The 19,980-nt window shown below is 47.6% G+C and carries 21 protein-coding genes; all 21 read right to left on the bottom strand.

From position 1 onward, the window contains the following. Positions 1-7 precede the first annotated feature (7 nt). The 21 genes from BZ167_RS18695 to aroC all read right to left on the bottom strand — a co-directional run bounded on the left by BZ167_RS18695 (position 8) and on the right by aroC (position 19,916). A complete protein-coding gene (locus BZ167_RS18695) occupies positions 8-1,183 on the bottom strand; it encodes an oxalate decarboxylase family bicupin (RefSeq protein WP_061860667.1) in 1,176 nt (391 codons plus the stop codon). 29 nt (positions 1,184-1,212) lie between these two features. Further along, entirely contained in the window at positions 1,213-1,995 is a 783-nt protein-coding gene (gene ypjB / locus BZ167_RS18690; protein ID WP_007612217.1) for a sporulation protein YpjB, read from the bottom strand. Between the two features lie 67 nt (positions 1,996-2,062). After that, a complete protein-coding gene (locus tag BZ167_RS18685; protein ID WP_061860668.1) occupies positions 2,063-2,656 on the bottom strand; it encodes a lipoprotein heptaprenylglyceryl N-acetyltransferase LhaT in 594 nt (197 codons plus the stop codon). Between the two features lie 107 nt (positions 2,657-2,763). Further along, positions 2,764-3,531, bottom strand: coding sequence for a menaquinol-cytochrome c reductase cytochrome b/c subunit (locus BZ167_RS18680; protein ID WP_007409471.1), 768 nt, complete (start codon positions 3,529-3,531; stop codon positions 2,764-2,766). Positions 3,532-3,562: 31 nt separating this feature from the next. Then, the gene (gene qcrB, locus BZ167_RS18675; protein WP_003153485.1) at positions 3,563-4,237 is read right to left on the bottom strand and encodes a menaquinol-cytochrome c reductase cytochrome b subunit; all 675 of its coding nucleotides are present in this window, start codon (positions 4,235-4,237) and stop codon (positions 3,563-3,565) included. Between the two features lies 1 nt (position 4,238). Then, a complete protein-coding gene (locus tag BZ167_RS18670; RefSeq protein ID WP_003153484.1) occupies positions 4,239-4,742 on the bottom strand; it encodes a Rieske (2Fe-2S) protein in 504 nt (167 codons plus the stop codon). Between the two features lie 137 nt (positions 4,743-4,879). Then, positions 4,880-5,326 carry a YpiF family protein gene (locus tag BZ167_RS18665; protein WP_061860669.1) on the bottom strand — a complete coding sequence of 149 codons (447 nt, stop codon included), beginning with the start codon at positions 5,324-5,326 and terminating at the stop codon, positions 4,880-4,882. A 54-nt stretch (positions 5,327-5,380) separates the two neighbouring features. Further along, the gene (locus BZ167_RS18660; protein ID WP_015417715.1) at positions 5,381-5,920 is read right to left on the bottom strand and encodes a ReoY family proteolytic degradation factor; all 540 of its coding nucleotides are present in this window, start codon (positions 5,918-5,920) and stop codon (positions 5,381-5,383) included. A 73-nt stretch (positions 5,921-5,993) separates the two neighbouring features. Continuing rightward, the gene (locus BZ167_RS18655; RefSeq protein WP_014418250.1) at positions 5,994-7,265 is read right to left on the bottom strand and encodes a tetratricopeptide repeat protein; all 1,272 of its coding nucleotides are present in this window, start codon (positions 7,263-7,265) and stop codon (positions 5,994-5,996) included. A 316-nt stretch (positions 7,266-7,581) separates the two neighbouring features. Beyond that, positions 7,582-8,868, bottom strand: coding sequence for a 3-phosphoshikimate 1-carboxyvinyltransferase (gene aroA / locus BZ167_RS18650; protein ID WP_060674333.1), 1,287 nt, complete (start codon positions 8,866-8,868; stop codon positions 7,582-7,584). Positions 8,869-8,879: 11 nt separating this feature from the next. Further along, positions 8,880-9,995: a prephenate dehydrogenase gene (locus BZ167_RS18645; RefSeq protein ID WP_060674393.1), complete on the bottom strand. Its 1,116-nt coding sequence runs from the start codon at positions 9,993-9,995 to the stop codon at positions 8,880-8,882. A gap of 51 nt (positions 9,996-10,046) precedes the next feature. Then, the gene (gene hisC, locus BZ167_RS18640; protein ID WP_061860670.1) at positions 10,047-11,129 is read right to left on the bottom strand and encodes a histidinol-phosphate transaminase; all 1,083 of its coding nucleotides are present in this window, start codon (positions 11,127-11,129) and stop codon (positions 10,047-10,049) included. A gap of 11 nt (positions 11,130-11,140) precedes the next feature. After that, the gene (gene trpA, locus BZ167_RS18635) at positions 11,141-11,938 is read right to left on the bottom strand and encodes a tryptophan synthase subunit alpha (protein WP_007409464.1); all 798 of its coding nucleotides are present in this window, start codon (positions 11,936-11,938) and stop codon (positions 11,141-11,143) included. Next, the gene (trpB, locus tag BZ167_RS18630) at positions 11,931-13,133 is read right to left on the bottom strand and encodes a tryptophan synthase subunit beta (protein WP_060674337.1); all 1,203 of its coding nucleotides are present in this window, start codon (positions 13,131-13,133) and stop codon (positions 11,931-11,933) included. Before trpB ends, trpA begins: the two co-directional genes overlap by 8 nt. After that, positions 13,114-13,767 (bottom strand): phosphoribosylanthranilate isomerase, encoded by a 654-nt coding sequence (locus BZ167_RS18625; protein ID WP_015417721.1) that lies wholly within the window; start codon positions 13,765-13,767, stop codon positions 13,114-13,116. The genes trpB and BZ167_RS18625 overlap by 20 nt, the downstream gene beginning before the upstream one ends. Positions 13,768-13,771: 4 nt before the next feature. Then, positions 13,772-14,524: an indole-3-glycerol phosphate synthase TrpC gene (trpC, locus tag BZ167_RS18620; RefSeq protein ID WP_061860671.1), complete on the bottom strand. Its 753-nt coding sequence runs from the start codon at positions 14,522-14,524 to the stop codon at positions 13,772-13,774. Continuing rightward, a complete protein-coding gene (gene trpD, locus BZ167_RS18615) occupies positions 14,517-15,533 on the bottom strand; it encodes an anthranilate phosphoribosyltransferase (RefSeq protein WP_033574724.1) in 1,017 nt (338 codons plus the stop codon). The genes trpC and trpD overlap by 8 nt, the downstream gene beginning before the upstream one ends. Continuing rightward, entirely contained in the window at positions 15,505-17,052 is a 1,548-nt protein-coding gene (gene trpE, locus BZ167_RS18610) for an anthranilate synthase component I (protein WP_061860672.1), read from the bottom strand. Before trpE ends, trpD begins: the two co-directional genes overlap by 29 nt. A gap of 223 nt (positions 17,053-17,275) precedes the next feature. Continuing rightward, the gene (aroH, locus tag BZ167_RS18605) at positions 17,276-17,659 is read right to left on the bottom strand and encodes a chorismate mutase (RefSeq protein WP_003153463.1); all 384 of its coding nucleotides are present in this window, start codon (positions 17,657-17,659) and stop codon (positions 17,276-17,278) included. After that, positions 17,656-18,744 (bottom strand): 3-dehydroquinate synthase, encoded by a 1,089-nt coding sequence (aroB, locus tag BZ167_RS18600; protein ID WP_015417725.1) that lies wholly within the window; start codon positions 18,742-18,744, stop codon positions 17,656-17,658. The genes aroH and aroB overlap by 4 nt, the downstream gene beginning before the upstream one ends. After that, positions 18,744-19,916, bottom strand: coding sequence for a chorismate synthase (gene aroC, locus BZ167_RS18595; protein WP_003153459.1), 1,173 nt, complete (start codon positions 19,914-19,916; stop codon positions 18,744-18,746). Before aroC ends, aroB begins: the two co-directional genes overlap by 1 nt. Positions 19,917-19,980: the final 64 nt, after the last annotated feature.

The raw sequence follows: 19,980 nt of genomic DNA, 5'->3' as shown, positions 1-19,980 counted from the left end.
GCCGCCTTTACTGTTCGTGTTTCCATTTGACAACCGGTGATTTTTTCTTTTTCAATCGGCGGGCGAATGCCGGACTGACATTGAGCGTCTGCTCGACGAAGCGCTGCGGCGTCAGTGCCAGCCATTGGTTTAAAGAGACATCTTCAAAACGGTCGCTTTTGAAAATTTCCAGAAAGCGAAGCACGGTGTCACCGGTATTCTGAACATAATGTCCCATTGCAAAAGGAACATATCCTACGTCACCTGCTTGATAGTTAAATGTCCGCGCTCTTCCCTCCGCCGCAAACACCGTCATTTTCGCTTCTCCTGAAAGATAATACTGCCACTCGTCCGTATTCGGATGCCAATGCAATTCTCTCATGCCTCCGGGTTCGACTTCCACGAGAGCTGCGGCAATCGTTTTTGACACCTTAAACGTTTTTGAATCGACAATCTTTACTCTTCCCCCGCTGGTAACAAGGGGCTCCTGCCGGGAAAGCTTGTAGCTGAACGGCTCCAAAACGGTGCCTTCCGGGGAAGAAACTGCTGCCTTTTCAATCGGGGGAGACGGTTCCAGCTGGAACATGTAACGCTCTTTTTTATGGATGTAAGCCAAATCATATCCGGGAACACCGAAGTTCGCCTCCAGCACGCTGCGCGGGGTATGGGCAAACCAGTCCGTTACTGAAAAGGTGCTGTTTTCTGAAAAAGAGCCGTCATCAAAGACGAGCAAAAACTCACTGCCCTGCTCTAATCCTTGAATGGAATGAGGAATACCGGAAGGAAAATACCACAGATCCCCTTCACTTACGTTGTCAATAAAATTCCTTCCATTTTGATCGACCGCAGTTAAACGGACTCCTCCGTTAATCACATATCCCCATTCGGCTTCTTTATGCCAATGAAGCTCCCGCACAGCTCCCGGCTTCAGTCTCATGTTCACCGCCGCGATGTTTTTGGATACCGGCAGTTCCCTGACCGTCACCTCTCTGGACCATCCGCCGTCTTCAAGCCTCATATGCGTATCAGAAAATGAGAATTTCAAGTTTTGAACCGTTCCTGCATCCGTTGAAGGCGGAACGAGCATGTCAGGATTCTGGAAGTCACGCGCGAGGTTTCGCGGTCCTTCGTCAGTCGCCCCTTTTCTGCCTCTGATCGGCTGCGGGAGGTGTTTTGAAGCCAATTGCTGGATGAGTTTTTTCACTGCCTTAGCTCCTTTACAGCAATTTGTGTTTATTTAGACTTAGGATACTCACGCTTTTTCTCTTTCTTTTTTTCCGCTCTGTATTTTCGGTAGCCGACATATGTCAGCGCAGTAATAATGATACCGCCTGTTGTCAGAATGACCCAGAGCAGCGAAGGGTCAGCGTCATCCCGCTCCACCTTGTCAAAAACCCGCTTTAAATCCTGCTGCAGGAGCGTCAGACGCTCAAGCTTTGTTCCTTTTGTCATCTGCTGAAACCCGTCCTGCTCAATCACCTCGATATGTTTCGCCACCGTATCAAGCTGGCCGGCCGACACATCCATTGTCAGGCTGGGATAAATTAAATCATATAATGATATAAATTCATTCCACTTTTCATTGAAATTTTCACTTCCGTTTCCGCTGACATCTTCTTTTAAGGCGCTGAATGTCGCCATAATCGGTCTTTCAAGCGAACCCCACAGCGGATCGGAGTGGTCTTCCATCGCATCCATTACCAACCTGAACTGGGCGGCTGCCCGGATTTTTTCGGTATCTGAGGCGTCTGCCTGTTTTAGAACGCGCACTAAATCATTGAAACCCAGAGTCACCTGCCTGACTTCGGCGCCGCTCAGTGAGTTTACGTGTGTCATTTTTTTCTTAAAGTAGCCAAGCACTTGCAGAGCCTCATCATACTGCGAATGCCGCGTCATTTGGAAAACGGTATCCGAAAGGTCGTTCAGTTCCTTGAGACCGCCCTCATCTTCAGCTTTGGCAGTTGTGATGAAACACATAAGAGCAAGTAAAAGACAGATCGTCAGCTTTCGTTTCATAGAGGTCCCTCCCACTCCTTCTCTTTACAGAATATGAGGAGCGGGACAAGGTTAGACCAAGATTCTATCAGTGTAAGTCAAGCTTTATCCGTCTTTTAGAAATCACCAAATAGTATGCAAGGCCGAGTGAAAATATGCTCAGCCAGAATGTAGCATAGCCGATCTCTTGCATATAGTCATTGAGCATTGAGTAGCGGGGCATCGTGCCGAAAAGATAATCAATGACATCATTATGAAGCGTCCAAACAGCAGCAACGGCAAGATGCCTTAACCGGAACCGAAAATACGGGCTGTATAAAACGCCTTGAACGGCCATGGCAAAATGTGAAGCAATCAGCATGTACCCTTCCCAAGGCATCTGCCCCATTTTGACCAGCACAAAGACATTCATTCCGACCGCCCACAGCCCGTATTTTACAAGGGTTACAAGAGCCAGCGCTTCAAACAGCGGCGCGTTTCTTCCCATAAGAAATGCCAGAAGCACGAACAGGAAGAAAAACGTCGCCGTCGGGCTGTCAGGCACAAATATCAGAAATCGGAACGGCGTGTCCGCAAGCTGAGGCACATACCAATAATAGCCGTACACCGTACCGATAAAATTAACGGCAAGAACAAGCAGAAGCATGCCGCGCAACCCTAAAAGATAAGAAATCCACCTCATACCATCAACTCTCAGTCCGTAAAAAGTATGTATCATGCAAAAAAAGCTGACATCCGGTCAGCTCTTTTCATAAAAGTATATCCTGCTATTGTCTACTTCACAATACGTTATTTCGCTGTCGTTTCAGAAATGAACTTCGCCAGCTGATCAAGCTGTTTGTCATTCCCTTTAAAAATACCGGCTGGCATCTGCCCTTTCCCTTTGACGGCGATCTTTTTAATTTCTTCCGGGCTCAGCCCGTTATCGACCAGGGACGGACCGGCGCTTCCGCCTTGAAGATTATCCCCGTGACAGGAAATACAGCCTTGTTCTTTAAATACCTTATAACCGTCTGATTCAGTATCAATGGCGGCTTCTTTTTTGATTTTCCCTTGCTCCTCCGCCTTCGCCCAGTCATGCGTCGCGACTGACTGCCACGTTAAAAAGACCGTAGCGCAAAGCGCCAAAAGCATCATGCCGACCGCAACCGGACGCTTCCACGGCCTTCTTTCAGACCCCCTGTCGAGAAACGGAGCCAAAAGCAGCGACCCGAAGGCAAGACCCGGTATAATCATCGCGCCGATAACGGTGTAGCTCCCTGCGGCATATTCATATTTTAATAGCTGGTATAAAAATAGAAAATACCAATCCGGCAGCGGAATATACCCTGTATCCGTCGGGTCCGCCACCCGTTCCAAAGGCGGCTCGTGCACAATCGTTAAAACGAGAAATCCGACGAGGAAAACGGCCCCGACCATCCATTCTTTCAGCAGGAAGTTCGGCCAAAACGCCTCTGTCTTTCCAGGATACTCTGAATAGTCTTTCGGTATATTCGGTTTTTTTTCAGCCGGTATCCTTGAATCTCCTACAAACTTCATTCCTTTCCCCCGGTGCATGTCATCCCCTCCCTTTTATATCAGATTTGTATTAAAGCGGTCCTGAAATTCCCTGCTTGCGGATCATGACAAAGTGGGCGCCCATGAGCGCAAACAAAGCGGCAGGGAGAAAAAATACGTGAATCGCAAAAAATCTCGTCAGCGTTTGGGCGCCGACAATATCGTGGTGGCCGGCAAGAAGAGTTTTCACCTGCGCTCCGATCAATGGCGTCGCCTCCGCAATCTGAAGACCTACCTTTGTCGCAAACAGCGCCTTCATATCCCATGGAAGCAGATACCCTGTAAAACCGAGACCGAGCATCACAAAAAAGATCAGAACACCGACGATCCAGTTCAATTCCCGAGGCTTTTTATAAGCTCCCTGAAAGAAAACCCGCAGCGTATGTAAAAACATCATCACAATGACTAAACTTGCACCCCAATGGTGCATACCCCTTACAATCTGCCCGAAAGCGACTTCATTCTGCAAATAATACACAGATTCCCACGCGTTTTTTATATCCGGCACATAATACATCGTTAAAAACATCCCGGACAACACTTGGATAACGGTTACAAAAAACGTCAAACCGCCGAAACAATAGACAAAAGCCGAGAAATGGTGAGCGGGATTTACATGTTCCGGCACTTCATGGTCGGCGATATCCCGCCACATCGGCGTAATATCGAGACGTTCATCCACCCAGTCATAAATTTTGTTCAGCATGTCACCCTTCCCCCCTAGGCTTTGCTTTTCCAAGATACAAAAAGCCGTCCTTTACTTTTTGCTCATAACGGTCAAGAGGCGCGAGCGGCGGCGTGCCCGGAACGTTCGTGCCGTCTTTTTCATACAGCCCGTAATGGCAGGGACAAAAGAACTTGTTCGGATTTTTAGGATCATTGTTCCAGTTTACGGTGCAGCCCAAATGCTTACAGATCGGAGAAAGCGCTATAATTTCATCCCCATGCTTATAAACCCAGGCTGACCTGGATTCTTCCGATTCGTACCAGGCGTCGACTTGATGAATTTTAAAGTCAAACCGCTTCGGCTCCTTCGTCAGCTCATCCACACTGACAACCTGCACCATTTTTTGATCTCCCGTCGGTTTTAATACCGGGTCCAGCGCAAAACGGACCATGGGCATAAGCGCACTGGCGGCCATAAATCCCCCCACGCCGGTGAGCGCATAGTTTAAAAATTGTCTTCTTGATATATCTTGTTTTCCGCCCATCTCTTCCCCCCCTAAAGATTGACCAAAAATTAACTAAAATAGAAAATAATTCTGAGATTTAACACCCTCATAATATATGAATCTTTCAGCAAGGTCAACAGAGGCAAAACGGGTGTTTTGCGGGATGCCTGGTGTTTTTAAGAATTGTTCCACTTCTGTAACAAAACGTTCAAAATTTCTCCGCACTTATCATCCGCAATTTTTCTCTTTAAAGAGTCTTTCATATGTTCAAACGGAACGGCAGGTATGTATATGACATCAGACCCTATTTCAAAATACTTCCATTTTTCGTCTGCCGTCAGGAACAAGACGTGCCGAAAGTTGGTCATCACCTCGTCTTTGAGTTTTTGAAGCAGGGCGATTTGTGATTGGTCTATATCAACATATGTATAAGAGGGGAATAAATATACCCGTCCCTTCAATTGGCGCTCAAGCTCTTCAGAAAGCAATTGGGTGCTTTCCCCCTGTTCAACGGCCTCTTTTAAGCCTCCTGAAGATGTTATGGAAATTAACGGAATGACAGCGGTATCAATGTAATCCGCAGATTGTAAATAGGCATCGGCATCAGCGGCCCTCCATCTCATGTCTCGTTCCTCCTCTTTACGCAACAAGCCTTGCATATTCTGCAAGGCTGTCATTTATGTGAGCTGATTCAATTGGCGGGAAAGCTTTTCAAATGTTTCTTTGTCGTGGCGGTCCAGCGCCTCGTCGATATCTTTAAGCAGCTTTTCCCGCCGGAAAGTGGAGATGGCATGTTCTAATATTTTTTCGGCCATCCCCTGATCCTGTTTATTTTCAAACAGGTCTTTCGGCAGATGCGGATTTGATTCAAGAACAGCGGCATATTCCGGTGAGCTGTAGGCCGAACGGAAATTCAGCTGGATAAATAAATCCTGCTGTTTATTTAACCGGATGTCGTGAAAAGATTTTTCCGCGTCCGTAGTCATGACATTTTCTTTGTAAAACCTAAACGGCACCTCATCAACGCAATGAGTAGACATGATAATGCCTCTCGGGCAAAATTCGGCTTGTTCTACAAAATGGACTTTTTCCATTAATGAATCATGACTCATTAAATAATTTAAAATCCAGACGCACTCCCGGCGTTTAAGCTGATAATGATTTAAAAACCAACGGATAAAATCCTTTTTTTCATTGACAGAAACAGGGGTCTGCATGTAATTCCCTCCTCTATCGATCGTATAATCTGACATCACTTATACATTCAGCAAGCATGGTCCAAAATCCTGCTTATCTTAAAAATTCATCCTCTATCCGTAAGATTGTTTCTTCAAGCTCTTCGTTTGTTCCATCCATTGAAAGCACTTGTTTTAAAAGCGGCAGCGCTTCTTTCTGGAGACCCTCTTCCAATAAGAAGTGAGCGTATTCATATAAGAAATCCCGATCATCCTGATAATGGAGATACGCAGCTTCGAAGCTTTTTTTCGCTTCAGCGTATTGCTCAAGGCCTGTATAAGCACCCGCCAAATACCAATTGTATTTCGGATCTTCTTCTCCGTAGCCGCGGACTTCCTGAATCAGATCAATAATCTCTTCAAAGCTTTCTTCTTTATGATAGACGGCTAAAAGCGTATGGAGCGCTTCCACGTAACCCGGATCGAGCGCCAGCGCTTCCTGAAGAAGCTTTTTGCCTTCCTCTTCGTTGCCGAGCTTTAACGCCATTTTCGCCGCATAGAGAAAAAGCTCTTTATTGTATTCATCGTAAGTAATACCTTCTTTAGCGGTTTTTAATGCATCTTCATACATGCCTTCTGCCTCGTAGCTTTTTGCAAGCGGCATATAAAGCGATGAATAGGAAGGATCAAGCCCTTTTAAATCAGACAGCTGCTTGATGGCTGTTTTGACCATTCCCGCCTGATAGGCTGTGAACCCGTACCCGAAAATCGTATTCGGTTCTGTATGTTCTGCCGCCGCTTTTTCATACCATGAAATCGCTTCCTCAAATTCACCCGCCGCGCTCAATGACTCAGCCAGCCTCTGATGAACATTTACGCCGCCGATTTCGTGCCGTTCTTTTGCCGTCTCTTCATAGTAAGGAACGGCTTTTGCGTATGATCCCTGAGTGAAGTATAATTCCCCCAGAGCGAAATCAATAACAGGTTCATCTTGTAACATCGCTTTCGCCTGTAACAGCTTTTGCTCACTTACTTCAAATAAGCCCTGCATCTGATACAGATCAGCCATTAAAAGAAGGCTCTCCGCGTAAGACGGGTCTTCCGGAGAAATTGTCTCCAGCACCTCAAGAGCTTTTTCTTCTTCATCAATATCTATTAACAATTCGGCGTAAAAATTCGTCAGCTCAGACTCATCCGGATAAAGGTCATGCAGATCACTGATCAGCGCTAACGCTTTTTCGGCGTTTCCCCATTCATAGTAGAGCTGGGCTGCAATGGCTTTGTCTTCGTCATGAAGCTGCGTTTCAGCTTTTGAAAGCGCTTTTAGTCCCTTTTCGGTTTCACCTGCTTCAACTAATTTTATGGCTTCTTGGATCAATGTATTCAAATCAGACCGGTCCTTTCTTTTCCTATACCTCATCAACCAATGAAAAGGGTTTTTATTCGGGTTATTCTTATCATAATTCAGACAGGGCCTGCCCGCAAATAAGATGCTTCACCCGGCATTATAGTTTATCAGAAAATGGTTAAGAGGAAAACGGCAAAAAAGGGGACGGCATCTTTATACGCAAACAGCGCAATTTGTTCCGGCTGTTTCTGTAACGAAAACGCATTCCCCCTTTCTGTTATTTTCTGTTTAAGACAAGCTATGTCAAAGCCCAAAGTTTTATGACACATGAAGAAAAAAGCCCGAAGAATCGTCTTCAGGCTTTTTTGGCTAATTGATCTAAATGCTCAAAAAATGTCGGATATGAGACATGGATTGCCTCAGTATCACAGATGTCAATCGGCTCTTCTGTCAGGCATGAAGCGACACCGAGCATCATGCCGATGCGGTGGTCACCGTGGCTTGACACATCGGCTCCGCCCGCAAGCGTTTTTTTGCCGTGTATTTTCATGCCGTCTTCAGTCGGTTCAATGTCTGCGCCGATTTTCCGGAGCTCTGATACGACGGTGTCGATCCGGTTCGTTTCCTTCACCTTCAGCTCCGCAGCGTCTTTAATGACAGTTGTGCCTTCAGCCTGCGTTGCCAAAAGGGCGATAATCGGGATCTCGTCAATTAAACGGGGAATGATTTCTCCGCCGATTTCTGCCGCTTTCAGAGCTGAAGTTTCAATAACCAGGTCTCCGTAAGGCTCCGCGCTGTCCGCTCCTGAAGGAATCACTTCAAGTGAAGCTCCCATTTGCTTTAAGACATCAATCATTCCTGTGCGTGTCGGGTTCAGGCCGACGTTTTTCAGCACAATCCGGCTTCCGGGAACGACAGCGCCTGCCGCAAGGAAAAAGGCTGCTGAAGAAATATCGCCGGGCACGAAAATATCAGCCCCCTGAAGCTTCTGACCGCCCGTTACGGAAGCGCTCGTCTCCGTTTCCGCAAGCTCGGCGCCAAAAGCGTTCAGCATCCGTTCCGTATGGTCTCTTGATTTATGAGGCTCAGTGACGGTCGTCGTCCCTTCAGCCTGCAATCCGGCAAGCAGCACGGCGGATTTGATCTGCGCGCTTGCAACAGGGGAGACGTAATCAATGCCTTTCAATTGTCCGCCTCTTACGGATAAAGGCGTAAATCCTCCGTCCGCTCTTCCGTCAATCGCGGCTCCCATCTGTTTTAAAGGCTCCGTCACCCTCTTCATCGGGCGCTTTGCAATACTTTCGTCGCCCGCTACCGTACTGTGAAATGGGCGTCCGGCTAAAATGCCGAGCATCAGGCGGATGGTCGTGCCGGAATTTCCGACATCAAGAAGGCTGTCAGGCTCACAAAGTGCGTCAATGCCCTTCCCGTATATCGTTACATCACTTCCGTTTTGTTCAATGGAGACACCCATTTTTCTGAAGCAGGCAATGGTGCTCAGACAATCGGCTCCGGGCAAAAAGTTTTTTACCGTTGTGGTTCCTTCCGCAAGCGCTCCGAACATAACAGAACGGTGGGAGATGGATTTATCCCCCGGAATATGAATTTCACCGTTTAAAGACGTCACTTTTTCTCTTTTCAATGTTTTCCACCTCAGTCAGCGTAAAATGTGTCATATTTGGCGCGGGATTTAATGCAGGTTTCCGCACGCTTCCGGTCATCATCAGTCTGGAAACTGATTCTGAGAATTCCGTTAATATCTTCTCTTGTTTCGATAATGCGGATGTTGGTGATACTGATTTTTTCTTCTGCCAATATCGCCGTAATTTCCGAAATGACCCCCGGATGATCGGGAACATCGACATAAAGGTCATAAAAGGACGGGATCGCTCCTTTTTGACGGAGCGGCAGACCGTCGCGATAATCTTTCGCTTTTTTAAAATATCCGAACAGGCTGTCCGCATCTTCATTTTCAACATAAGATTCGATCGTGTCAATCTCCCGTTTCCATTCTTTGAAGCGGTCAAGCAGTTTATCTTTGTTATGAAGAAGTATGTCCCTCCACATCGCCGGGCTGCTTGAGGCGATCCTGGTGATGTCCCGAAAACCGCCGGCTGCGAAACGTTTCAAAAACGGATAATCTTCTTCAGCATGATGAGCCTGATGTACGAGGCTTGCAGCAACGATATGAGGGAAATGGCTGATGACGCTCGTTACGCCGTCATGCTCCTCGGGAGTCATCTCCACAAAGTGGGCGTTTGCCGCTTTCAAGAGTTCCTTCAGATGCGTTACTGACTCTTTAGAAGTTGATTTTCCGGGTGTTAAAATGTAAAACGCATTTTCGAATAAAAATTCTTTCGCGGCAGCGGCCCCGGATTTATGAGATCCCGCCATCGGATGACCGCCGACAAATTGATAGTGAGCCGGAAGCACTTTGTCGGCGTAGCTGACGACTTTCTGTTTCGTGCTGCCCACATCCGTAATCAGGAGTTCATGGGTGATGTCTGATGCGGCCAGCACATCGAGCATTTTCAGCGTTTGGGCGACAGGCGTGGCGATAATGACAACAGACGCTTGCTGCGCCCCTTCCGTAAATGAGCCGGCCCGCTCGTCAATAATTCCGAGCTTCAGCGCGGCAGTGAGCTGTTCTTCCGAAATATCCACACCGATAATCCGTTTATGCGGATGCTCCTTTTTGATGGCCAATGCGATCGATCCGCCGATCAGCCCGATCCCCGCAAGCAATATAGTATCCTTCATTTCACTCATTTCCTTTTTCAACTATTTTAATAGAGCAAAGAGGTGATGCTTGATCACCTCTTATAATATTTCAGCTAAAATTGTGAGAATTTCCTCATTCTGCTCTTTCGTACCGACCGTAATCCTTAACGCTGTCGGAAATCCGAGCGCCTGTCCCGAGCGGACGATATATCCTTTTTCCAACAGGGCTTGGAACAGTTCATCCGCCGGGCGGTTAAAATCAATGAGCACAAAGTTGGTTTGTGAAGGATAACAAGTTAATCCGTGAGTTTCTGCAAAATCATAATACTGCTTAAGGCCTGCTTTATTTTTCTCGACGCATTCCTGAATAAATGTCTGGTCATCAAGCGCTGCCAGTGCCGAAGCCTGACCGATTCTGCTCGTATTGAACGGCTCTCTCGCCGGTTCAATCTGGCGGATCAGTGCTTCGTCCGCAATGCCGTATCCGACGCGCAGCGCGGCAAGTCCGTACGCTTTAGAGAAGGTGCGGAGGATCATAACATTCGGATATTGCTTTAAAAGCGGAATGCTTTCTGGATAATCTTCCGCCGTAACATACTCGTAGTACGCTTCATCAAGTACAACGAGTATATGCTCGGGAACTCTGTTTAAAAAGGCAATTAGCTCTTGCTCAGAAGTATATGTCCCCGTCGGATTATTGGGGTTGCATACCCATATGACTTTCGTCCCGCCGTCAATTGCTTCCAGCATCCGGTCCAAATCATGAGCGCCGTCACTGCGGAGCGGCACCTCGCGCACCTCAGCGCCTTCAATCACCGCATTGTGTCTGTATTGCGGGAAAGTCGGGGCGGCGGTAATCGTGTTTGCTTGATCATTTAATAAAGAACGGCAGATAATCTGCACAAGCTCATCAGAGCCGTTGCCAAAAATGATCGAAGATTCACTGACCTGCAGATGCTCACTGATCCGTGTTCTCAAAGCGGCACTGTAACCGTCGGGATACAGCGCAAGCTGCTCAATCTCCTGATGCAGCGCATCTTTAGCGGCCTGTGAACAGCCGAACGGATTTTCGTTAGAAGCGAGTTTTACTACTTTCTCAAGCCCGTATTCCATTTTCACTTCTTCTATTGGTTTGCCCGGCTGATACGGTTTCAGCTGCCGCAGCTGTTCTTTAATCTGCAAATCCAGTCACCTCATTTTACACTGTACAGTCGTCCGAACGTCTTTGCGTATTCTTCAAATTCAAGAAGCGCATCAGCTCTTGTTCCGGGATTCACAAGCTTTGTTTTAAGCTCTTCAACTTTTTTGACAAGCGCGCTACCGACAACGACACCGTCAGATATTTCATTCATCCCGTCAACCTGTTTGCGGTTTGAAATGCCAAAACCGACCGCCACCGGAACAGGGCTGAATTCTTTCACCTTACGTATGAAAGAGTATACAGACGGGTCGAATTCGCTGCGTACGCCCGTCACTCCTAAAGAGGATACACAATACACAAAGCCGCAGGCCTGTTCAGTAATTATTTTCAAACGGTCTTCACTTGTCGGCGCAACCAGAGAGATATAAGCGATGTTCTCCTTTTTGCATGTCATTTGCAAAAGGGCGCTTTCCTCTAATGGAAGGTCGGGTACAAGCAGACCGTCTATGTCGTTTTCCCGCAGTAAAGCGAAAAAGTATTCTTTTTCTAATTGTAACACAGGATTATAATACGTAAAGAGGATAATTGGAATATGAACGCCGTTTTTTTTCATTTTGCCGCCAAGTTCAATGGCTTTTACGATATTCATTCCGTTTTCCAGAGCCCGTTTTGAAGCCCGTTGTATGACGGGTCCGTCCGCAAGCGGATCTGTGTAAGGAACGCCGATTTCAAGGGCAGAGGCGCCTGCATTCTGCAATGATATTGCCAGCTCAACAGAAATGTCAGGAAGCGGATCGCCAGCTGTAATAAAAGGGATAAATAATTTTTCAGAATCTCGCAGATTAAACATGTGTCCCCACCCCGTTTTCCAAAACATTCATCAGCGTATGAACGTCTTTATCTCCTCTTCCCGACAAACTGACGAGAATGATTTTGTCTTTATCCATGTCTTTTGCCATTTCAAACGCTTTTGCCAGAGCGTGGGCAGATTCAATAGCCGGAAGAATACCTTCTGTTTCAGAAAGCAGACGTAACGCGGCAATCGCTTCATCGTCTGTCACGCTTTCGTACGTTACACGGCCGCTTTTATGCAGATAGGCGTGCTCAGGGCCGATCCCCGGGTAATCAAGGCCTGCTGAAATGGAATACGGTTCGATAATCTGCCCGTATTCATCTTGTATTAAATAGGTCATTGAACCGTGAATCACCCCGAGCGTCCCTTTTGCGATCGTTGCCGCATGCAGCGGCGTATTAATTCCTTTTCCGGCAGCCTCGGCGCCGATCAGCTCAATATCTTCGTCTAAAAAGGCCTGAAATATGCCCATCGCATTGCTTCCGCCGCCGACACATGCAACAACCTTGTCCGGGAGCGTTCCTTCAACCCGGCGGAGCTGTTCTTTCGCTTCCTCGCCGATGATTTTCTGAAATTCGCGAACGATATACGGATACGGATGCGGCCCCACTACAGAACCGATAAGGTAGAAATGATCTTCACAATGCTGGACCCAATACCTGATCGCCTCATTCGTCGCATCTTTCAGCGTGCCGTTGCCGCTTGTGACCGGCACCACTTCCGCGCCGAGCAGTTTCATCCGGAATACGTTCAGCGACTGGCGTGCAACGTCTTCTTCACCCATAAAAACTGTACACTTAAAACCGAATTTTGCGGCGGCTGTTGCGGCAGCCACACCGTGCTGTCCCGCACCGGTTTCGGCGATAATTTTCGTTTTGCCCATCTTTTTGGCAAGCAGAATCTGGCCTAACGCGTTGTTAATTTTATGAGAGCCGGTATGGTTTAAATCTTCTCTTTTCAGATAGATTTTCGCCCCTCCCAAATACTCTGACACCCTGTCTGCGAACGTTAATGCGGTCGGTCTTCCGGAGTAATCAAACAATAGCTTTTTATATTCGGCATGAAAAACGGGATCATTCTTTAATTCTTTGAAAGCCGTTTCGATTTCCTCAAGAGGCCGCATCAATGTTTCAGGGACAAATTTGCCGCCGAATTCGCCGTATCTTCCGATTTCATTTGGATATGGATACATAGTGGTTCATCCTTTCTTCTAAAAGCCGGATCAGTGTTTGATCCTTTTGTCCGTTTTTTTCAATTCCGCTGGCAAGATCTATACCGCACGGACGCGATCTCAGTAAGCCGGTAATCGTTTCAGGATTAACGCCGCCCGCAATAAAACAGCGCTTGTTTGCATTTTGAGCCTGCTTTCGGTACAAGGGGACACGAGCCCATGAAAACGCGATTCCCGTGCCGCCTCTCATTCCTTTTACTGAAGAATCAATGACATATCCGTCGACAGCAGGTGCAAATTGAGCCATCTGACGAAGCGTCCCTTCCCCGTGATGGAGCGCTTTCCATATCTCCGAGCGCACAAGCGGACGGAGACGGAGGGCATCCTCAGGCGATTCATCACCGTGAAGCTGGATGGCGTCAAGTGCCAGATCAGAGGCGATTTGCGCGATGTTTTCTATCGTTTCATTTACAAATACTCCGACATGTTTCTTGTCTGTCCGGACCTGCTCTTTCCATTTCCGGACCTCATCCGGCGTTACTCTCCGTTTGCTTGCGGCAAAAATAAATCCCAGATAATCCGCTCCTGAAGCTGCCGCAAGTTCGTAATCACGCTTCGATCGTATCCCGCAGTACTTTACCTCAGGCTTTTTCATATCATCACTCCCCGAACAGTCCGCGGATCGCCTTTTGCTGCGAATCCTCTCTCATTAAGGATTCTCCGACCAATACAGCCTGTGCCCCGTGCTTGTTGACGAATTGCAGGTCAGCCAAAGAACCGATGCCGCTTTCGCTGACCAGCAGGCAGCCGTCCGGTACAAGCTGCGCTATTTTTTCCGTTTGCGAAACAGAAGTACGGAACGTTTTTAAGTCCCGGTTGTTTATGCCGAGAATGTCCGGCTGAAACACTTGTAAAATCCGTTCAAGCACAGTTTCATCATGGACTTCAACGAGAACGTCCATTCCCTTCTCGCGGGCTTCCAGATAAAGCTCATGAAGCTCTGAAGGTTCCAGCGCATCCCCGATCAGCAAAATGGCATCGGCGCCGATCCTGAACGATTCCTCCACTTGAAGGGAATCAATAATAAAATCTTTTCTCAGCACGGGGAGAGACACGGTTTGTTTAACATCTGTCAGAAATTGATTTCTCCCCTGAAAAAAACGGGTATCCGTGAGAACCGAAAGGGCGTCGGCTTTAGCCGCTTCATAATCCGCCGCAATCGTTTCCGGAACAAAATGCTCTTTAATCAATCCTTTAGACGGCGAAGCTTTTTTCACTTCGGCGATCAGCCCGATAAAACGGTTCGGGTTCAGGAGCGCTTTTTTAAAGGATCTCCGTTCAATTTGACAGGTTTCCGGCAGCACGATGGATTTGATTTCTTCTTTTTTCTGCTGAATGATTTGATCAAGCATACATTTCTTCCTCTTTCTGTTTCAGACGTTCGAGCTGCCTTTTGGCATCTCCGTTTTGAATCGCTTCTAAGGCGGTTTTCGTTCCTTCTTTCAGATCGTTTGCAAGACCTGCCGTATAAATGGCCGCGCCCGCATTTAAGGCGGTAATATGCAGAGCGGATGACGGAGCTTCATTTGCAAAAATATTCTGAATGAGGAGCGCGCTTTCTTCCGATGAACTCACTTGAATATCCTTTAGTGAACCTTCTGCAAAACCGAATTGTTCAGGTGAAACGGAATATTCCAGACGTTCACCGTTTTTCAGTTCAATGATATCGGTCGGTGCTGTGATGGACAGTTCATCTAATCCGTCACGGGCCGACACAAGCATGACGTGTCTGACATCAAATTGTTCCAACGCGCTTGCCATCAGGCGCGCTTTATCTAATGAATAGACGCCGATCACCTGCCGCTTCACCTGCAGCGGGTTGCTGAGCGGGCCCAGCAGATTAAATACGGTTCGGAAGCCAAGCTCTTTTCTTGCGGCGGCGACGTGCTTCATTGACGAATGAAACAGCGGCGCAAACAAAAACCCCATTTGTTTCATTTCAATGCTGCGTTTAACGCTTTCTGGAGTGGCTTGAATGGAAACCCCCAGCTTTTCCAGCACATCCGCGCTGCCGCTTTTAGACGAAACGGAGCGATTTCCGTGCTTGGCAACTTTAGCTCCGGCGGCAGAAGCTGTAATCGCCGCTGCCGTGGATATGTTAAACGTAGAAATCCCGTCTCCGCCTGTTCCGCACGTATCAACGACATCCGCCAAGCCACCTGATGTCTGTGCCCGCGCCCGCATCACTTTTACAAATCCGGCAAGCTCCTCCGCCGTTTCACCTCGGTGGGCTAATACCGATAAAATCCCGCCGATCTCAGACTGCGACATGTCCCCGTTCATCATCATCTCCATCAGCTTTTCGGCTTCTCCGGTTTTCAGCGTACGGCCATTAACGCACGATTGCAGAAATTTGTTCATCCGTCTTCTCCTCCCCGCCAGAAAAGATGTCTTCTGCAATTTGAATCGTTTTTAAAAGCGCCCCCGCTTTGTTACAGCTTTCTTCATATTCGGCTTCAGGGACGGAATCGGCGACTATTCCCGCACCCGCCTGCACCGACGCCGTACCGTTTTTGACACTCATGGTGCGGATGGTAATACACGAATCAATTGACCCGTCAAATCCGATATAAGCGATACATCCGCCGTAGGTTTCTCTGGAAGTCGGTTCTAATTCATTTAAAAGCTGCATCGCGCGGATTTTCGGAGCGCCCGTGAGTGTTCCTGCCGGGAATGCCGACATCAGCGCGTCAACGGGATGGACGCCCTGCTTTAAACGGCCGGTTACAACAGAGATGATGTGCATCACATGTGAAAAAGAAACGACCTTTGTGAATTCCGGAACGGCTACGGAACCGTACTCCGCAACTCTGCCAATGTCATTGCGCGCAAGATCGACGAGCATGTAATGTTCAGCTTTTTCTTTTTCGTCATTCATCAGCTCTTTTTTCAGGCGTTCATCTTCTTTTTTTCCGGCGCCCCTTCTTCTCGTTCCGGCAATCGGATGAATTTCCAGGTGCCTGTCATGCACGCGGATCAGACGTTCAGGCGAACTACCGACAATGTCTCTGTCAGGCAGTTTGATATAGTACATATAGGGTGAAGGATTGATGATGCGGAGCACCCTGTACAGCTCAAATGAATGTCTGGATACCGGAATGTCAAACTTTTGCGAAAGCACCCCTTGAAAAATGTCTCCCGCTTTTATATATTCTTTCAGTTTATTGACGCCGGCCATAAACTCTTCTTTCGTATAATTGGATGTCACAGCGGCAAAACTTGGCGTGTCAAACGTTTCTTTAGAAAAAAACGGCTCTTTCATATCTTTCGATTCTGTCAAAATACCGATAAGCTTACGAAGCTCCGCGCAATTTTCTTTAAAAACGGCCCGCTTTTCTTCCTCCGTCTCCCGGCCGTTAAGCGCCGCATATTGAATGAAATGCACTTGTTTCGTTTCGTGGTCGTACGCGATGATTTTCCGGCAGACAAACAGCATACATTTTTCGAAATCTGTTACTTTCGCGTGGCTTGGCACGGAAGGCTCAATCAAAGGAATCATGTCATAGCTAAGATAACCGACCGCCCCTCCCGAAAATGGGATATCAAGCTCGGGTGTTTTAATGCGGAAGCTCTCATTCATCCAGTCAAGCACGGCTTTTAATTCTCCGGCTTCAAACAGCGTATGCCCGTTTGGATCAGCGGCAGTGAATGTGTTATGACTCTCTTTAATGGTGATAAAAGGATCAAGGCCGATAAAAGAGTATCTCGACCAGCTTGACGACTCATCCTTGCTTTCTAAAAGATACGTAATGTTTCTGTCCAGTTTTTCAACCATCTGAATGGGTGTGATCGTGTCGACCGTAAAAGTCTCTGCGATTGGAATGGTGCGGTGTGTCAGACTGTCCTTTAAAAATAAAGAAACATCCGATTGTAAATTCATGATTCTCCTCCTTACGGTAAGGAGAATGAGATGAAGAGTGAGAGGAGTCTTGCGTATAAGAAATAAACCCAAAAGAAAGGCTTCTTTTGGGCAGAATAAAAACGTGTTTATCTCAGCTCAGCTAAACTCATTCTCTGCTACCCTATTCTAAACTCAACTGTTCAATGTCTTACTTACCAGCTCTATACACACTCTTGTGTATTTCTAAGCTTTGTTTATCGTATTACATGTCAGTATTTTTTGTCAATGATAAATCCGGCCTTAACACAACGGCTTTTTCTAAATAGACATGCTTGATTTCATCCTGAGGCGTATCCGTCTGAACCGTCATCAGGACACGGATACACTTTTGCAGAGCGCCGGTGACATCCATTTCCTGCATGCACGTCACCGGGACGTACTGCCACCCGGAAAGGCGGCGGACCGCTTTTGCCGGAAATACGGAATGGATATCAGGCGTGGCAGATAACAGGATCTGTACAACGTCTTCCGGCTTGCATCCATTTTGTTCAATGATTTTTTCAAGCAGCTGCTGTGTTTTTTCTAAAATTTCTTGTTCGGTGTCTTGTTCCACCGTTGTTGCTCCGCGAATGCCGCGTATCATCATGCTGTTTCCTCCATTCGCCATTTGTTCAGCAAATTTTCGAGCTCATCCTTTGAAAGCATGCAGTCCCGCGCTTCGCCTAATTCCTTTAACACGATAAACTGTGTCATGCCTCCGCGCGTTTTTTTATCATTCATCATCCGGGCGGAGAGAACCGGCGTTTCAATATCTTGTCTGATGCTTCCCGGGTAGCCGAGCCCAATCAGCCATTGTGTGAGTTCTTTCCTGTTCATCTTGCAACCCGCAACCTGTTCACTCACGTAAAGGGCAAACTGCATGCCGAGGGCGACCGCATCTCCATGTGTAATCCGGCCGTAACCGTATTCCGCCTCAACGGCATGGCCGAGCGTATGGCCGAAATTCAGAAAAGCTCTTATCCCCTCTTCCTTTTCGTCCTCACGCACGACAGCCGATTTGATTGAAATTCCTTTATAAATCATTTCATTCAGCTCAGCGCTTGTCAGTCCTTGCAACGTGTCAAACGTGAGAAGTTTTTCTAAAAAAGCATGATCGGCGATAAATGCGTGTTTGATCACTTCAGCCATGCCCGATCTCAGCTCTTGTTCCGGCAGGGTTTTCAGAAGCTCCGTATCGTAAATCACCGCTTTCGGCTGATAAAACGCGCCGATTAAGTTCTTTCCGAGTTTATGGTTGACGGCCACCTTGCCGCCGACCGCGCTGTCATGGGCAAGCAGTGTCGTCGGCATTTGAATGAAATCAATTCCGCGCATAAAAGTTGCTGCGCAAAAGCCGGCCAAATCACCCGTCACGCCGCCTCCGAAGGCGATCATACATGAGGAGCGGTCCATATGGAAAGCGATCGCTTCCGTTTGAATCCGTTCATACTCTTTTAGAGACTTCGCTTCTTCTCCGCTTGGAACGATCACTTTTTTCACGGGCCATGTTTCGTTTAAAAGCCGGAACATCTCATCACCGTAAAGCCGGTCAACTTCAGCATCGATGATGAGAAGGATCTTTGTCAGCGGCCTGTTCAGTGAAGACAAAAGGGCAGCGGCCTGTTTCCTTATGCCTTCACCGATATACACGGGATATGCGGAGGAAGCTGTCCGAACCTCAAGCTCTTTCATCAGAATTCCCTCGATAGTTTTTTCATGTTTTCAACATTTTCTTTAATGCGGTCGATCTGGTCAAGCCCGAATTGTTCGACGACTGCATTTGCGATTTCCCAGGCCACTGCTGCTTCAGCCACTACGCTTGCTGCCGGAACCGCGCAGCTGTCTGAACGTTCAATGCTCGCTGTAAACGGTTCTTTCGTTTCAATGTCGACGCTTTTCAGCGGCTTGTACAAAGTAGGGATCGGTTTCATAACGCCGCGGACGACAATCGGCATTCCCGTCGTCATACCGCCTTCTAATCCTCCGAGCCTGTTTGTGGCGCGTGTATAGCCTTTCTCTTCATCCCATACGATTTCATCATGAACTTCACTGCCGTTTTTGCCGGCCGCTTCAAAACCGATGCCGAACTCTACGCCTTTAAACGCGTTAATCGACAGAACGGCAGCAGCGAGCTTGCTGTCCAGCTTACGGTCATAGTGGACATAGCTTCCGACACCGACCGGCATACCTTCGACGATCACTTCAACGATTCCGCCGATCGAGTCGCCGTTTGCCTTCGCTTCATCAATGGCTGCCATCATTTGACGGCCTGCTTCTTCATCGTAGCATCTGACCGGTGATTCTTCCGTTACCCGTTTGAGATCCTCAATGGATGTGTAATCGGTTTTCTCTGCTTTTACGCTGCCGATTTGCAGGACATGCCCGGCGACTTTAATGCCAAGCTCCGCTAAAATCTTTTTAGCGACGGCTCCGGCAGCTACGCGAACCGTTGTCTCACGCGCGGAAGATCGTTCTAACACATTTCTCATATCACGGTGATTATACTTAATAGCACCGTTCAAATCTGCGTGCCCCGGTCTCGGTCTTGAAATCTGGCGTTTCATTTCACTTTCTTCTTCTTCTGTAATCGGTGCGGCGCCCATAATTTTTGTCCAGTGGGTCCAGTCTTTATTTTCTACAACGAGCGCGATCGGTGAACCGAGTGTCCGGGCATGCCGCACGCCGCTTGTGATCTTCGCTCTGTCCGTTTCAATCTGCATGCGGCGTCCGCGGCCGTGCCCTTTTTGACGTCTGGCAAGCTCAAAATTAATGTCTTCTTCAGTTATATAAAGCCCCGCAGGCACACCTTCTATAATTGTCGTCAGCTGCGGACCGTGTGATTCTCCGGCTGTTAAGTATCTCATTTCTTTCTTCTCCCTTCATCGCATTAACGCTTTTAAGTAAAACTATACCACAAGTTTTCATTAA

Origin of the sequence: Bacillus sp. 275, from assembly GCF_001999205.1 — a bacterium.
Lineage (GTDB): Bacteria > Bacillota > Bacilli > Bacillales > Bacillaceae > Bacillus > Bacillus velezensis.
Note: the sequence above shows the minus strand (reverse complement) of the source record. Positions and strands in the feature narration are given on the sequence as shown.

Excerpts from the sequence above, each read along its gene's own strand:
- BZ167_RS18665 (WP_061860669.1), bottom strand. The coding sequence starts at position 5,326 with ATGAGATGGAGGGCCGCTGATGCCGATGCCTATTTACAATCTGCGGAT.
- trpD (WP_033574724.1), bottom strand. The coding sequence starts at position 15,533 with ATGAACAAATTTCTGCAATCGTGCGTTAATGGCCGTACGCTGAAAACC.
- BZ167_RS18645 (WP_060674393.1), bottom strand. The coding sequence starts at position 9,995 with ATGAGTGAAATGAAGGATACTATATTGCTTGCGGGGATCGGGCTGATC.
- trpA (WP_007409464.1), bottom strand. The coding sequence starts at position 11,938 with ATGTTTAATCTGCGAGATTCTGAAAAATTATTTATCCCTTTTATTACA.
- qcrB (WP_003153485.1), bottom strand. The coding sequence starts at position 4,237 with ATGCTGAACAAAATTTATGACTGGGTGGATGAACGTCTCGATATTACG.
- BZ167_RS18670 (WP_003153484.1), bottom strand. The coding sequence starts at position 4,742 with ATGGGCGGAAAACAAGATATATCAAGAAGACAATTTTTAAACTATGCG.
- BZ167_RS18680 (WP_007409471.1), bottom strand. The coding sequence starts at position 3,531 with ATGCACCGGGGGAAAGGAATGAAGTTTGTAGGAGATTCAAGGATACCG.
- aroH (WP_003153463.1), bottom strand. The coding sequence starts at position 17,659 with ATGATGATACGCGGCATTCGCGGAGCAACAACGGTGGAACAAGACACC.
- trpE (WP_061860672.1), bottom strand. The coding sequence starts at position 17,052 with ATGAATTTACAATCGGATGTTTCTTTATTTTTAAAGGACAGTCTGACA.
- trpC (WP_061860671.1), bottom strand. The coding sequence starts at position 14,524 with ATGCTTGATCAAATCATTCAGCAGAAAAAAGAAGAAATCAAATCCATC.
- BZ167_RS18685 (WP_061860668.1), bottom strand. The coding sequence starts at position 2,656 with ATGAGGTGGATTTCTTATCTTTTAGGGTTGCGCGGCATGCTTCTGCTT.
- ypjB (WP_007612217.1), bottom strand. The coding sequence starts at position 1,995 with ATGAAACGAAAGCTGACGATCTGTCTTTTACTTGCTCTTATGTGTTTC.
- BZ167_RS18660 (WP_015417715.1), bottom strand. The coding sequence starts at position 5,920 with ATGCAGACCCCTGTTTCTGTCAATGAAAAAAAGGATTTTATCCGTTGG.
- aroB (WP_015417725.1), bottom strand. The coding sequence starts at position 18,744 with ATGAAAGAGCTTGAGGTTCGGACAGCTTCCTCCGCATATCCCGTGTAT.
- BZ167_RS18625 (WP_015417721.1), bottom strand. The coding sequence starts at position 13,767 with ATGAAAAAGCCTGAGGTAAAGTACTGCGGGATACGATCGAAGCGTGAT.
- trpB (WP_060674337.1), bottom strand. The coding sequence starts at position 13,133 with ATGTATCCATATCCAAATGAAATCGGAAGATACGGCGAATTCGGCGGC.
- aroC (WP_003153459.1), bottom strand. The coding sequence starts at position 19,916 with ATGAGATACTTAACAGCCGGAGAATCACACGGTCCGCAGCTGACGACA.